Source organism: Arthrobacter sp. B0490 (assembly GCF_002929355.1).
In the GTDB taxonomy this organism is placed as follows: Bacteria; Actinomycetota; Actinomycetes; order Actinomycetales; family Micrococcaceae; genus Arthrobacter_D.
Window position 1 is genome coordinate 416,999 of record NZ_PJIR01000002.1, and the last position, 13,155, is coordinate 430,153.

Below are 13,155 nucleotides of genomic sequence, written 5' to 3' on the forward strand. Positions count from 1 at the left end.
CTTCTGGGCGTTACTGAGTGGTACGGATGAGCTTTCGGACGGTGACGGAGCGGGGAGCCAGCTTCGACTCCTCGCCGGTCAGGGTGTCGCCGTTGACGCCGGTGATGTCCACGGGCGCGTCAGTGCGGTTGATGAGGAAGACGTAGTCGGCGTCGTCATCGGTGCGGATGATCTGCTCGACGGCGCCGCGAAGCTCAGCGGGCAGCTCACTGGTGATCCCTGCGCGTTCGGCGAGGTTCACGAGGACCGGGGTGATGCCCTCCGCGCCCAGTCGCGCGCCCACGTAGGCGGCGCTGCCGGCCCCGACAGTGCGTCGCGTGACGGCAACGTCACCGGCGTGCTCGCCCGTGGTGTAGCGGATGAGGACCTCGACTCCGTCGGCGCGGGGCTGCACGCGGTCCGCCCAGAACGTGGCGGCGGTGCCGTTGTCGAGCTGCACGGTCTCGCCGTCGAGCAGCGGGCCGAACTCGTCGATGCGCACACCGAGCAGATCGGCGAGGGCGCCGGGGTAGCCGCCGAGCCAGATGTGGTCGTTCTCGTCGGTGATGCCGCTGAAGTAGCTTGCGACCAGGTGTCCGCCGCCGCCCACGTACTCCTCGAGGCGCGTCTTCAGCCCCGCGGGGACGGTGTGCAGGATGGGCGCGACGACGAGCCCGTAGCCGGTGAGGTCGGTGGCGGTGGGGACGACGTCGGCGCGGATGCCGAGGGCGAGGAACGCCGAGTACCAGTCCAGGGCCTCCTGCTTGTAGCGCAGGCGGTCGGACGGGTGGGAGTCCTGCTCGGACGCCCACCACGAGTCCCAGTCGAAGAGGATCGCGGCCGGTGCGGCGCTGCGGTGGGATCCGACGACGGCGGACAGTTCGCCGAGCTCACGGCCGAGGTCCACGACGTCGCGGAAGATCGGGCTGTCCTCGCCGGCGTGGGGAACCATCGCAGAGTGGAACTTTTCGGCGCCGGCCTTGGACTGCCGCCACTGGAAGTAGCAGACGGCATCCGCGCCGTGGGCCACGTGGGTGAGGGAGTCGCGGCGCAGGGCGCCGGATTTCTTCGGGGTGTTCACGGGTTGCCAGTTCACGGCGCTCGTGGAGTGCTCCATGAGGAACCAGGGCCTGCCGCCGGCGATGTTGCCGGTGAGGTTCGCTGAGAAGGAGAGCTCGTCGACGGCCTGCGGGCCGGGCACGAAGTAGTGGTCGTTGGCGACGAAGTCCACCTCGGCGGCCCAGTCGGCGTAGTCCATGCCCTTCGTCTCGCCCATGACCATGAAGTTCGTGGTGACGGGGATGTCCGGGGTGATGCGGTTGAGGATGTCGCGTTCGGCGCGCAGGTACTGCTTCAGGGCGTCCGAGGAGAACCGTTTGAAGTCGAGCTGCTGCGTGGGGTTCGGGTGCGAGGCGGCCTGGCGCGGGGGCAGGATCTGCTCGAAGCGCGTGTACCGCTGGGACCAGAAGTCGGTGCCCCAGGCGTCATTGAGGGCGTCGATGCTGCCGTAGCGGTCGGTAAGCCACGTGCGGAAGGCGCCGGCGGCGTCGTCGGAGTAGTCGTAGATGTTATGGCAGCCGAGTTCGTTGGAGATGTGCCAGGCGCAGACGGCAGGGTGGTCCCCGTAGCGTTCGGCCATCGCGGTGACGAGTGTCAGGGCGTGCTCGCGGAAGACGGGGCTGGTGGGGCGCCAGTGTTGGCGGGCGCCGGGCCAGAGGGTGCCGCCGTCGGCCGTGACGGGCAGGATCTCGGGGTGCTCGGTGGCGAGCCACGGGGGCGGGGAGGCGGTGGCGGTGGCGAGGTCGACGGCGATGCCGTTGGCGTGCAGGAGGTCGATGATCTCATCGAGCCACGCGAAGTTCCACGTGTCACGCTCGGGCTGCAGGCGGGCCCAGGAGAAGATCGCGAGCGACACCACGTTAACGCCGGCCTCCCGCATGAGCCGTACGTCCTCATCCCACGTCTCGCGCGGCCACTGCTCCGGGTTGTAGTCGGCGCCGAAGGCCATCCGCTTACGATCGGGGTCGGTGGGCCAGCGCAACCAGCGGTGGGTGGTGGGTGTTGACACGGTACAGCTCCTTGGGGTGTTGCCTGAGGCTTTTGCGGCGCACGCATGTTGCTCCCCGCCGTCGTCGTTCCCTGGACGGACGGGGCGAGGATGGCGGGTCCAGCGGGAGGTGGAACGGGCCGGGCGGGTGCGCGCGAGCTCCCGCCCGGCCCGGGTCTGGTGATGAAGCCGGGGTCTACTCGGAAACGGTGAAGCCCTGTTCGGTGCCGTACTTGACGCTAGCGTCCTGCCAAGCCTTCAGGCCGTCCTTGAGCGGGGTGTCCGAGACGTAGGCCTGGCCGGCGGTGTCGTTGAACACGCTGTTCGCGTAGACCTGGAAGGGCAGGTAGGACCACCCGTCGGGGACGTTCTGCGCGGACTCGGCGAAGATCTCGTTGGCCTTCTGGCCGCCGAAGTACTCGAACTCGGAGTTGAGGAACTCCTCCGACTTGAGGGCCGCCGATGTCGCGGGGAAGGCGCCGCCGTCGATCCGGGTCTGCACGCCGTCGCCCACGTTGGCGTAGTCGAGGAAGGCGTACGCGAGGGCGCCCTGCTCGCTCGCTGTGGGGATGGTCAGCGAGCTGCCGCCGTTCTCGGCGCTAGCCGTGCCGCCCTCTTCCCACTGGGGGAGCGGGGCTGCACGCCACTTGCCGGCGGAGGCGGGGACGCCGGAGGTGAAGTTGCCGGGCATCCAGGCGCCGGTGGCGAGGGTGGCGATGGTGCCGGTGCCAAGGCCCTGGTACCACTCGTCGCTCCAGGAGCTGATGGGGGCCAGGAGGTCCTCGTCGAGGAGCTGCTGCCACGTCTCGGCGAATTTCGTGGAGCCCTCGTCGGAGAAGTTGACCTTCACGTCGGTGCCGTTCACCGTGTAGGGCTTGCCGCCTGCCTGCCAGATGAGGCTGGTCGCGAAACCGGCATCACCTGTGTCATTGGCGATGTACACATTGGGGTCGGCCTCGTGCAGCGTGCGCGCGGCCTCGACGTACTCGTCCCAGGTGGTGGGGACCTCGACGCCGTACTTCTCGAAGACCTCGGTGTTGTAGAACAGCGCCATGGGCCCGGAGTCCATGGGCAGGCCGTAGATACCGTCGCCCGCCTGGACAGAGCTCCACGGGCCGGGGCTGAAGGTGTCGGAGAGGTCGCTGGCGCCGTAGCCGGTGAGGTCCTTCACGGATTCGGCGAGGGCGAACTGGGGGAGGGCGTAGTACTCGATCTGCGCGACGTCGGGCACACCCGACCCGGCGGCGATGGCGTTCTGCAAAGCGGTGTACTGGTCGTTGCCGGTGCCGGCGTTCACGAGGTCGATGTCGACGTTAGGGTGTTCGGCCTCGAAGTCCTCGACGACCTTCTCCAGGGTCGGCTCCCAGGCCCAGACGGTGAGGTCGCCGCCGGCCTCGAGGGCTGCCTGGACGTCGTCGGCGCTGACCTCTTCGGGCGCCGCGCCGCCGGCGTCGTTCCCGCCTCCTCCGCCGCAGGCGGTGAGGGAGAGGGCTGCCGCGAGGGCGAGTGCCGAACCGCGCAGCACTGCTGGGGAGATTCTGCTCTTCATGGGGTTCCTTTTCACTTCATCGTTTTTCGGAAGGGGGTTCTTGGGAGGGGTCTTACTCTTTGACGGCGCCGGCGCTGAGGCCGGACTGCCAGTAGCGCTGCAGCAGCAGGAACGCTGCGATCAGCGGGAGGATGGTGAGGAGCGAGCCGGTGATGACGAGGTTGAAGATCGCCTCGCCGCCGGCCGTCGAGGCCTGCGCGTTCCAGGCGTTGAGGCCCAGGGTGAGCGGGTACCAGGTCGGGTCCTTGAGCATGATCAGCGGCAGGAAGTAGTTGTTCCAGGTGGCCACCATGGTGAACAGCAGCACCGTGACGATGCCTGGGCCCAGCAGCGGCAGGCAGATCTGGAAGAACGTGCGGAATTCGCCGGCGCCGTCCATGCGGGCCGATTCCAGCAGTTCGGTGGGGATGGCCTCGGAGGCGAACGTCCACATCAGGTAGAGGCCGAACGGGGAGATGAGGGACGGGATGATCACCGACCACGGGGTGTTGGTGAGGCCCATCTCGCTGAACATGAGGAAGGTGGGGACTGCCAGGGCGGTGCCGGGCACGGCCACCGCGCCGATGACGACGGCGAACACGGCCTTCTTGCCGGGGAAGTGGAACTTCGCCAGCGCGTAGCCGCCGAGGACGGCGAGGAATGTGGCGCCTCCGGCGCCCACCACCACATAGAGCACGGTGTTGAGGAACCAGCGGCCGAAGATGCCGTCGTCGTAGGCGAGGGTGTCGCCGATGTTCGTGAAGAGGGCGAAGTCACCGCTGAACCAGAGGCCGAACGAGGTGAAGAGGTCCGCCTGGGTCTTGGACGAATTGATGAACAGCCAGACGAGCGGGATGAGGCTGTAGATCAGGATGACGCCAGTGAGGACGGTCAGCAGGAGACTGCGCCTCGGGTTGTCGACACCGCGGCGGGTGCTCTTCATGCGCACATACGCGGGCTTCGGCTTCTGCTTCTCGGCGCGGGTGGGTTCGACGGCGATGCTCATGGTCAGCTCTCCTTCCGCATGCCGCGCAGCTGCACTGCGTAGGCGATGACCATCGTGATGACGCCCATGATGATGGCCACGGTGGCGGAGTAGTTGTACTGCTGGCCGGAGAAGCTCAGCGAGTAGGCGTAGAGGTTCGGGGTGAAGTACGTGGAAATCGAGTTCGGCGCGAGGCTCTGCAGGATGGCGGGCTCGTTGAAGAGCTGGAAGCTGCCGATCACGGAGAAGATGCCGGCCACCACCATCGCCCCGCGGATGGCGGGGAGCTTGATGGCGGTGACGAGGCGGAACTGGCTGGCACCGTCGATCTCCGCGGCCTCGTAGAGGGACTTCGGGATCACGCTGAGCGCGGAGTAGAAGATCAGCATGTTGTAGCCGATGAACTCCCACGTGACGATGTTGCCGATCGAGGCGAGGATCAGCTCGGGAGAGAGCGGGTTCGGCAGGCTGATGCCGAGGGCGCTGTTGATGTTGCCCACCAGGCCGAAACGCGTCCCGTACATGAAGCCCCACATGAGGCTGGCGACAACGGCGGGCACCGCGTAGGGCAGGAAGATCGAGATGCGGAAGAAGGACTTCCCGTAGAGCCTGCCGCTGTCCAGGGCGAGGGCCACCAGCAGGGCGATCAGCAGCATCACCGGGACCTGCACCGCGAGGAAGAGGACCACTCGGATCAGGGAGGACCAGAACTGGGAGTCCTGCAGCACCTGGCTGTAGTTCTCGAGGCCCACGAAGCCGTTGCCGCCCACGAGCTGGTTGCGGAAGAAGCTGAGCCAGATGGAGTAGGCGATCGGGGCCAGGAAGACAACCGCGAAGACCGCCATGAAGGGGCCGATGAACAGCCAGCCGGACCAGGAGGACTTCTGGGTGCGCTTCTGCGCCCGCTTCGCGGGCCTGGGCTGCGTGCCGAGCGTGGCCGGTGGGGGTGACGCCGTCGTCATGGGTGAATCCTTCTGCCTCTCGGTGATGTTTGCGTAAACATAACAGGGCGGTGAGCTGGATGTTTACGTAAACATTATTGTTACGATAGTCACATGTCATCCATGTCGCGTCAACACCTCGTCCGTGAGGACCGGCGCGTCTCCATGTCCGACGTCGCCCGCCTGGCCGGCGTCTCGGCCCAGACGGTGTCCCGCGTCTCCAACGGCAACCCCGGGGTCATCGAGTCGACGCGACAGCAAGTCATCGAGGCGATGGACGAGCTGGGCTACCGCCCCAACAGTGCGGCACGCGCCCTGAAGCGGGGGAGTTTCCGCACGCTCGGCGTCATCCTCTTCACGCTCTCCACCACCGGCAACGTCCGCACGCTGGAGGCCATTGCGGCCCGGGCCGCGGAGGAGGACTACGCCATCACGCTGATTCCCGTCTCCGCGCCGACGCAGGCGGGAGTGCGGGGGGCGTTCTCGCGGCTGAACGAGCTGGCGGTGGACGCCATCATCGTGATCATGGAGGTCCACCTGCTCGACGCCGCCACGGTGTCCTTGCCGCCGGGCGTGCATGCCGTGGTGGTGGACTCCGATGCAAGCGACGGCTACAGCGTCATCGACACGGACCAGGCCGACGGCGCGCAGAAGGCCGTTGAGCACCTGCTGGACCTGGGGCATGAAACCGTATGGCACGTTGCCGGACCGTCGGCCTCGTTCGCATCGGAACGGCGTGTGAATGCATGGCGATCCACCCTTGCCGCTCGGGATTGCGTCGAGCCGCCATTGCTGCGGGGGGACTGGTCCGCGGACTCGGGCTACGTCGCTGGCCTGACCCTTGCCGAGGCGAACTGTACGGCGGTGTTCGTGGCGAACGACCAGATGGCACTGGGGGTGCTACGAGCCTTCCACGAGAAGGGCATTCGGGTGCCCCAGGACGTCTCGATCGTGGGCTTCGACGACATCCCGGACAGCACCGCGTTCAGCCCGCCCCTGACAACAGTGCACCAAGACTTCGCAGAGGTTGGCCGGCGCTGCGTGGACAAGGTGCTGAAGCAGATGCGGGAGAACTCCACCGAGCCGGGACTCGACCTCGTCCCGACGCGTCTAGTGGTGCGAGAAAGCACTGCACGATCTGCATAACGAACAGGGCTTCGGAAGGAGCGCATGCCACGCATACGGAGCATTGTTGTTGTCAGCATAGTTGCCTAGTTCTTAAAAGGCGCGATCGCCGATAACCTCGCGTTATGTGCAGGGCCGCACCAAGAGGGGGTGGCGCTCGGTTAGGGACGGTCACAATCACTCTGGGGGTGATCAATTTAGGTGACGAAGAACGATTCGATTGGATTACCGCAATGCAGGATCTCTGACCCTGCACGCCGAAAATCATGGTGTGGTGATTGGCTACACGTCCCGGAGAGAGGTTTCGAGGTGTTTGATGCCGTCTCGGATGCGGGTTCTGGGGGTCGGCCCGGGGATGCCCAGGTATGCGCTGACCTCGAAATGGGTGGGGCCGGCGTAGTAGGCGAGTTGGATCGTCCCACGCTGCGCGGCGGACAGCGTGCTCATGCCCGCCCGGACCGCAGCGACCTCGGAGTCCGCGCGACGATGAGGTCGAGCGCGTCGATTTCCTGCCTCCCGAGCGATTCTCCTTCTGCCTGTGTCCCATGACACGGGGAGGCAACCGGATCCGGGGTTGTAGGTGGCTATCGGAGCTTGAGTGGAGACCACTTCCGCAGCCTGACTTGAGCCCACCAACCCCGCATGACGACTCGCCAGTGGGCTAACTGCATATCGGCCTACCCCTTTTTTCGGTGGTGGGCTCCGGCTGGTGTTGTGCGGTTCCGCTCAGGCTACGTCTTGTAGAGACGTTCGGCGTTGTTTGATGCCGTCGCGGATGCGGGTCTCAGGTGTTGATTTCCTGTTCGGCGCTCACGGCGAGTTCTCGCAATGTCTGTTCATCCTCGGGTGAGAAGTTCCGAGGGTTCTGGTCGATAATGCACAACGTCCCAACTGTCCATCCGCGGAGTCCTTGCAGAGGATGACCGGCGTAGAAGCGGATGTAGGGCTCGCCCAGGACCAGGGGGTTGGCTTTGAAGCGGGGATCGGTTCGGGCGTCGTTGACGATGAGAGGTCCCGCGTTGCGGATCGTGGCGTTGCAGAACGAGATTTGCCGGGGCATGTTCTGAGACACGTTGCCCACCATGGATTTGAGGAACTGGCGGCGGTCATCGATCAGGGCGATGGTCGCTGTACTGACCTTGAAGTGATTTTTGGCTTGACGGGTGATCCGGTCGAATCGCTCCTCGCCGGGTGTATCCAGCAGGTGTGTGCGGGTGACAGAGTCCAGTCGTTCTGATTCCACTTCTGCCGCCGACAGCAGAAACGCGCCGGCGGCACCGAGCATCCTCCGCCCGTCATCGTCAGGCATGAACGCTTGGCTTCCGGTGCTGTTTGGGACCTGCATGGCCGAGGAAGCATCCTTGAGGAGTTCGTTGGCTGCTGCGGCCAGCACATCACGGTCGAACACGGGAATGTCGAAATGGCCTTTGAGGTAAGCATCTACCTCCAGCTGGGACAGGTTCCCGCCGAAACTGAAGTAACTGATCCACAATTCCCTGACAAGGAGGCCGGCTTCGATGAGCGCGGCGCGCGTAGGATCCTGATGCGCGTGTTGGTCCACAATGAACGTCCCGGTTGAATGAAGGCCGACCACGATGGTGTCGAAACCCCGAACCACCACGGATCAGCATGCTTGTTATTTCACGGTACTGCGCGCCATCGGAACCCACGAGGAATCCGAGAGGACGTTACTCGGGTGCACCGTCGTGCTGGGTCGTGCATGGGATGCGCTGCGGGCCCGCGGTGCTTCTGGTGTCATGGGATCAACGGTGAAAGGGGCTCAAGTCAGGCTGCGAAAGTGGTATTCGGTTAAGCTCCCACAATCAGCGCAGGAGTCTTGCTGGCGCGGTCCGTTATGGTGCGGGGAGGCGTAAATTGGCCCTCATGCAGGACAACACGTGTCCCGAGCAGCACCCTGCGCATTCCGATGCCACCGATCCGCAGGCCCTGATGCTCGAAGACCAGAACATCGAGGACTTCCTCGACCACCTAGCGGTGCTGGGGGAGCAGCTTTTCGCCAATGGGGAGTCGGTGCCGTGCGGGCTGATGTCTCGACGCGGCAACCGGCATCTGAGTGTCAAGAGCAGCTCCGAGACGGCCGCGGCCCTGAATGAGATCCATCACGACGTCGGAGAAGGGCCCTCCTTCGTCGCGATAGCCGCTAATGAGATTGTGGTCGTCGACGACGCCCGGCACGATGCGCGATGGCCCCGGTATTTCAGTTCCTCGGCTGTCACCGGGTTCGCGTCAATGCTCAGCGTCCCGCTGAAGGTTGGAAACGAAGGAATCGCGGCGCTCAATTTTTACGCCCGACCGGCCGGGTACTTCACGAGCGAGAAGCAGCGCGTTGCTGCTGTGTTCGCGGCCCAGGCCGGCAAGGCCCTCGAGATGGCGATGCGGGTGGCCCGATATCAGGACGCTGCTTTTGACATGCGTACGGCGATGGAGGCGCGGACCACTATCGACATGGCCGTCGGCATCATCATCGGCCAGAACAGATGCACTCAGGAGGAAGCGTTCGAGATCCTTCGCCGAGCGTCGAACACCCGGAACAAAAAAATCCGCGATATCGCCCGGGGCCTGGTTGTGCACGCCACTGGATCCACCCCGCGCACCCACTTCACCAACTGACCCACACCTTCCCGCCAGCGGTGGTGGCTCAAGTCAGGCTACGAAAGTGATCTCCACTCAAGCTCCCATAACCATGTAGGGGTTCAGTTCCAAGCGCAAGTATAAAAATCTATACCAATCAAAGATATTTATTATAACAACTTAGAATCTCTTAACGCGGCGAATGAGCAATCTGGCAGGGGAAATAAGGTGCGACTGTCCGCCCGCCCGATCGGTTCCGACACAGATACACAGAGGCACGGCACGGTGGAAAGAGCTGGAGCAGCCGCCAGTCAGGCGGTACCCAGCCCATCGTAAAGGGCACCTGCATCGCCGATAACCTAGCTTGTGACGGACGTTGGGGTGCTGTACCCGGCGCCATAGAACCCCTGGTGGGGTGTTTTCCGTCCCTGGCGCAAGAATCGATCTGAGCGGTCTTGCGGCTCCAAACAAGATCGTGCTCGATCAGCGATCGGCCCCGGGGGCGAAAGTGCCACCCTCGATGACGGCGTCGTCCTGCTGGAACGCGGGAAGGGTCTGACCTAGCTTCGGGTCCCAGCTCCCCGCAGTAATAGTGGGCAGGCGGGGCCCACGTGATGGGTAATAGGCCATAGGCCATTAGATTGCCTTAGGTCAATCCGCATGCCTTGAACCTTCAACGAGGCGCCGCAACAGTCTTGAGTCGTCCCTGTCGTACCGGTGCCGTGTCTCGGAAGGCTTCAGCTTTTGAGGACGTGCTTAGAGCGGGGAGTTGGTCTGCGGTGTCCTTGCGCGGAAAGGTCGTTCGTCTCGGTTTTCGTGGGGCAGGCGCTGCAGTTACCGAACACTTCGGCTGTCGGGGATACGTCGCTGAAGCCAAGGCGTTGTGCTGCGTCGGTGGCCGTATCGTCCAGGGCTTGCCCTGCGATTTCTTCGGCCCGCCCGCATTGCCGACAGATGAGATGGAGGTGGCGTCCTGCCCTGTCGCACCAGCGGTACCTGGTTTCACCATCGGCTGTGTGTAGGACTTTCAGACTTCCGGTTGCGACGAAGAACTGCAGAGCCCTGTAGACCGTTGCTCGGGAGATAGATTCGCCCCGGTCGTACAAAATCGCATACAGCTGTCCAGCGCTTCGGTAGTGGGCGCTGTGTTGGAGCACGCTGAGGATTGCGGCCCGCTGGCGGGTTGCCCGGGTAACGGGTTCGTGGTGCGGGTCAGCGCTCATGTGCTGCCTCGAGCTGGGGCCGGAGCTGGACTTTGGACCGGGATTCGGGGGCGTTTGGGTGCCGGCGGTGAAAGAGTGGGCGGATGGCTGCCACTGCGGCGTACAGGGTGATCGCAAGTACCGTGATCGTGGCGCCCGGGGAGAGCGCATGGAAGTACGTGATGGACAGGCCCACGACACAGACCAGTCCGCCGAGTGCCATCGACAAGCCCATCGTGGCTCGGAAGGACACCGCGACGAGTTGAGCCACGGCGACCGGCACGATCATGAGTGCGGAGACCAGCAGCACGCCGACCACGCGCATGGAGATTGCGACGGTGAGCGCGGCGGTGACGGCGACGAGGATGTTCAGGGTACGAACGGGTAGCCCGCTGGCGCGTGCGAATTCCTCGTCGTAGCACAAGGCGAACAGTGCCGAGCGTAGGCCGAGACCGATGGTGAGGATGAAGGCGGCCAGCCCTACGCTCAACCACATATCGAGGGTGTCAACGGTTGAGATGGATCCAAAGAGGTACGCGGTGAGGTTCGCTGCTGTTCCGCCTGCGATCCCGATCAGAAGGACGCCGCCGGCTATACCCCCGTAGAACAGCAGGGCCAGTGCGAGGTCGGCGCTGGTGCGGCCGCGCTCACGCACGAATTCGATGAGGAGGGCTCCGATGATGGACGCGACGATTGCGCCTGGCACGGCCAGCGCGTCCGCGGACCCGGTACCGGCGGCAGCGCCGGCGAGCCACCCCATCGCAACTCCTGTCAGCGCCACATGGCCGATGCCGTCGCCAAGCAGGGCCAGGCGGCGTTGCACCAGATACGTCCCGATGACTGGAGCGCTGACGCCTACGAGGAGGGCGATGATCAGGGCTCGCTGCATCAGCGGACTGGCGAGCATGGACAGCAGCGTGTCGAGGAAAGTCATGGTTACCTTCGCCAGCCGGTAGTGAGATCGAGTGAGAGCCGCCCGGAGGAGGGTACGCCGTCGTTGCCGTGTACGTGATGCCCGGCAGTGGTATCCGAGGTCACCGGGCCGGGAGTCAGTCGGTGAGGGTCTTGCGTGTCCATCATTTCGTCACGGCTTATTCGTCCCTGGTCGAGGATGATCGTGCGGTGAATCAGCGGGGCGAGTACCCCGGGATCGTGCAGCACGACAACGATGGTGGTCCCTTTGGTCTGGAGTTCGCTCAGACTGATTGCCAGTGCGGTCTGGGATTCCTGGTCGATGCCGGACATCGGCTCGTCGATGACCAGGAGATCCGGTTGACGCACCAGGGCGCGGGCAATCAGGACTCGTTGCTGCTGACCTCCGGAGAAAAGATGGACGCTTTCGTGGGAGCGTTCGCGCAGACCGACCTGGTCGAGAGCGTTGTGCACCCGCTCGCGCGCGCGTGGCCCGGGAAGTAGGCGGCGATTGTCGAGCAGTCCCGCGGCGACGACTTCCTCGGCGGTGACAGTCATGGAGGGGTTGGTGTTGACCCTCTGCGGAACATACCCGATACGCGACCAGGGCACGGAACGGCGAGCATTCACATCCGCTCCGTACAGGGTGACCTGCCCCTTGGTGGTCGGCACCAAACCCAGGAGGGTTTTCACCAGTGTCGTTTTTCCTGAACCATTCGCCCCGAGCAGGGCGAGGGTCTGACCGTCGGGGACGGTGAGGTCGATGCCTTTGAGCACGGTGTTGGCGCCGAGTTGTACGTGGAGTGCGTCGAGGTGAACTGCGGGACGCGGACCGCTGCGCTCACTCACAGCTCAGGGCTTCCTGCAGGGCGCCCAGGTTGTTGCGCATGATGTCGAGGTAGTCCCCGCTGGCTTCCGCGTGGGACTCCAAAGGGTCCAGCAGTGCTGTTCGTACGCCGAGGTCCGCTGCCAGCGTCTCTGCGACCTTCGGGTTGACGAGCGATTCGGTGAAGATGGTGGTGATGTCCTGGCCCTGGATGACGCGGCGGATCTTCGCGACTCGCGCTGGTGCCGGTTCGGCTTCTGGATCGATGCCCGAGACTCCCGTCTGCTCGAGGTCGTAGCGGTCGGCCAGGTAGCCGTATGCCTCATGTGAGACGACGATCGTCCGACGCTTACAGGTGGCCAGGCCTATGCTGAATTCCTCGTCGAGGGCGGACAGCTCCTCGGTGAGCTGGTCGGCGTTGTCCTGATAGGCGTCCGCGTTCTGCGGGTCAGCTTCGCTGAAGCGCTCGGCGACTGCTTTCGTGACCTCGGTAAGGCGCTCCGGGTCGAGCCAGAAGTGTGGGTCGGCTGCTTCCCCGTCCTTGGCGGTGCTGCCGTCCGTCGAGGAGAGTCCTGCCGCCTCTGCCACATCGATACCGTGCTCCGGTGCGGTCTGTTCGACGGCTTCGTCCACGGCGGCCTGGAAACCGGAGGCGTAGATGACCACCGATGCGTCGGCCAGTTCAGCCACCTTCGCCGGGGAGAGCTCCAGATTATGGGGCTCAGCGCCAGGAGGAGTGACGGAACCCACCTCGACGTTCTCGCCGCCGACCCGCTCCGCAACGAACTGCAAAGGGTAGAACGAAGCAAGGACCCGCATCGATTCTGTCTCCCCATCGGCAGAGCCGGTTGAGCCGGCGGGATTCGAGGAGTTGGACGGGGCGCAGGCGGACAGGGCCAGACCGGTCATGACCGTCATCGCCATCATGGCCGTGAGGACGAGCGGGGGTCGGGGAAGGGAGTGCATGGGTTCCTTGCGTGATGATGGTGTGCTGGAGGGCAGGCCGCGACGACCCGGA

11 protein-coding genes are annotated in these 13,155 nt (G+C 64.7%); 2 read left to right on the forward strand and 9 right to left on the reverse strand.

Annotated features, from left to right (window positions below; all coding sequences use genetic code 11):
* Nucleotides 1–10: 10 nt before the first annotated feature.
* The 4 genes from CXQ97_RS04855 to CXQ97_RS04870 all read right to left on the reverse strand — a co-directional run bounded on the left by CXQ97_RS04855 (nt 11) and on the right by CXQ97_RS04870 (nt 5,501).
* Complete coding sequence (locus CXQ97_RS04855; protein WP_258062272.1) at nt 11–2,047, reverse strand: beta-galactosidase; 2,037 nt, start codon at nt 2,045–2,047, stop codon at nt 11–13.
* Nucleotides 2,048–2,222: 175 nt separating this feature from the next.
* Nucleotides 2,223–3,575 (reverse strand): ABC transporter substrate-binding protein, encoded by a 1,353-nt coding sequence (locus CXQ97_RS04860; RefSeq protein ID WP_104179696.1) that lies wholly within the window; start codon nt 3,573–3,575, stop codon nt 2,223–2,225.
* A gap of 52 nt (nt 3,576–3,627) precedes the next feature.
* Nucleotides 3,628–4,497: a carbohydrate ABC transporter permease gene (locus CXQ97_RS04865; protein ID WP_258062317.1), complete on the reverse strand. Its 870-nt coding sequence runs from the start codon at nt 4,495–4,497 to the stop codon at nt 3,628–3,630.
* 65 nt (nt 4,498–4,562) lie between these two features.
* The gene (locus CXQ97_RS04870; protein ID WP_104179698.1) at nt 4,563–5,501 is read right to left on the reverse strand and encodes a carbohydrate ABC transporter permease; all 939 of its coding nucleotides are present in this window, start codon (nt 5,499–5,501) and stop codon (nt 4,563–4,565) included.
* Between the two features lie 144 nt (nt 5,502–5,645).
* Here CXQ97_RS04870 and CXQ97_RS04875 point away from each other — a divergent pair, with 144 nt between their 5' ends.
* Nucleotides 5,646–6,626, forward strand: coding sequence for a LacI family DNA-binding transcriptional regulator (locus tag CXQ97_RS04875; protein ID WP_104179866.1), 981 nt, complete (start codon nt 5,646–5,648; stop codon nt 6,624–6,626).
* Nucleotides 6,627–7,389: 763 nt separating this feature from the next.
* Here the strand turns inward: CXQ97_RS04875 and CXQ97_RS04880 are convergent.
* A complete protein-coding gene (locus CXQ97_RS04880; protein ID WP_258062273.1) occupies nt 7,390–8,226 on the reverse strand; it encodes a GAF domain-containing protein in 837 nt (278 codons plus the stop codon).
* A gap of 263 nt (nt 8,227–8,489) precedes the next feature.
* Here CXQ97_RS04880 and CXQ97_RS04885 point away from each other — a divergent pair, with 263 nt between their 5' ends.
* Nucleotides 8,490–9,236, forward strand: a complete 747-nt coding sequence (locus tag CXQ97_RS04885; protein ID WP_104179699.1) for a GAF and ANTAR domain-containing protein — start codon at nt 8,490–8,492, stop codon at nt 9,234–9,236.
* A gap of 698 nt (nt 9,237–9,934) precedes the next feature.
* Here CXQ97_RS04885 and CXQ97_RS20625 read toward each other — a convergent pair.
* Genes CXQ97_RS20625 through CXQ97_RS04905 form a run of 4 tightly spaced genes read right to left on the reverse strand, consistent with a single transcriptional unit; the run spans nt 9,935 to nt 13,103 of the window.
* On the reverse strand, nt 9,935–10,420 hold the full coding sequence (locus CXQ97_RS20625) for a Fur family transcriptional regulator (protein ID WP_181034976.1): 486 nt from the start codon (nt 10,418–10,420) through the stop codon (nt 9,935–9,937).
* Nucleotides 10,410–11,333, reverse strand: a complete 924-nt coding sequence (locus CXQ97_RS04895; RefSeq protein WP_104179701.1) for a metal ABC transporter permease — start codon at nt 11,331–11,333, stop codon at nt 10,410–10,412. Before CXQ97_RS04895 ends, CXQ97_RS20625 begins: the two co-directional genes overlap by 11 nt.
* 2 nt (nt 11,334–11,335) lie before the next feature.
* Nucleotides 11,336–12,160, reverse strand: a complete 825-nt coding sequence (locus CXQ97_RS04900; protein ID WP_104179702.1) for a metal ABC transporter ATP-binding protein — start codon at nt 12,158–12,160, stop codon at nt 11,336–11,338.
* The gene (locus CXQ97_RS04905) at nt 12,153–13,103 is read right to left on the reverse strand and encodes a metal ABC transporter substrate-binding protein (protein WP_258062274.1); all 951 of its coding nucleotides are present in this window, start codon (nt 13,101–13,103) and stop codon (nt 12,153–12,155) included. Before CXQ97_RS04905 ends, CXQ97_RS04900 begins: the two co-directional genes overlap by 8 nt.
* Nucleotides 13,104–13,155: the final 52 nt, after the last annotated feature.

Excerpts from the sequence above, each read along its gene's own strand:
- CXQ97_RS04860 (WP_104179696.1), bottom strand. The coding sequence starts at position 3,575 with ATGAAGAGCAGAATCTCCCCAGCAGTGCTGCGCGGTTCGGCACTCGCC.
- CXQ97_RS04865 (WP_258062317.1), bottom strand. The coding sequence starts at position 4,497 with ATGAAGAGCACCCGCCGCGGTGTCGACAACCCGAGGCGCAGTCTCCTG.
- CXQ97_RS04870 (WP_104179698.1), bottom strand. The coding sequence starts at position 5,501 with ATGACGACGGCGTCACCCCCACCGGCCACGCTCGGCACGCAGCCCAGG.
- CXQ97_RS04875 (WP_104179866.1), top strand. The coding sequence starts at position 5,646 with ATGTCCGACGTCGCCCGCCTGGCCGGCGTCTCGGCCCAGACGGTGTCC.
- CXQ97_RS04885 (WP_104179699.1), top strand. The coding sequence starts at position 8,490 with ATGCAGGACAACACGTGTCCCGAGCAGCACCCTGCGCATTCCGATGCC.
- CXQ97_RS20625 (WP_181034976.1), bottom strand. The coding sequence starts at position 10,420 with ATGAGCGCTGACCCGCACCACGAACCCGTTACCCGGGCAACCCGCCAG.
- CXQ97_RS04895 (WP_104179701.1), bottom strand. The coding sequence starts at position 11,333 with ATGACTTTCCTCGACACGCTGCTGTCCATGCTCGCCAGTCCGCTGATG.
- CXQ97_RS04905 (WP_258062274.1), bottom strand. The coding sequence starts at position 13,103 with ATGCACTCCCTTCCCCGACCCCCGCTCGTCCTCACGGCCATGATGGCG.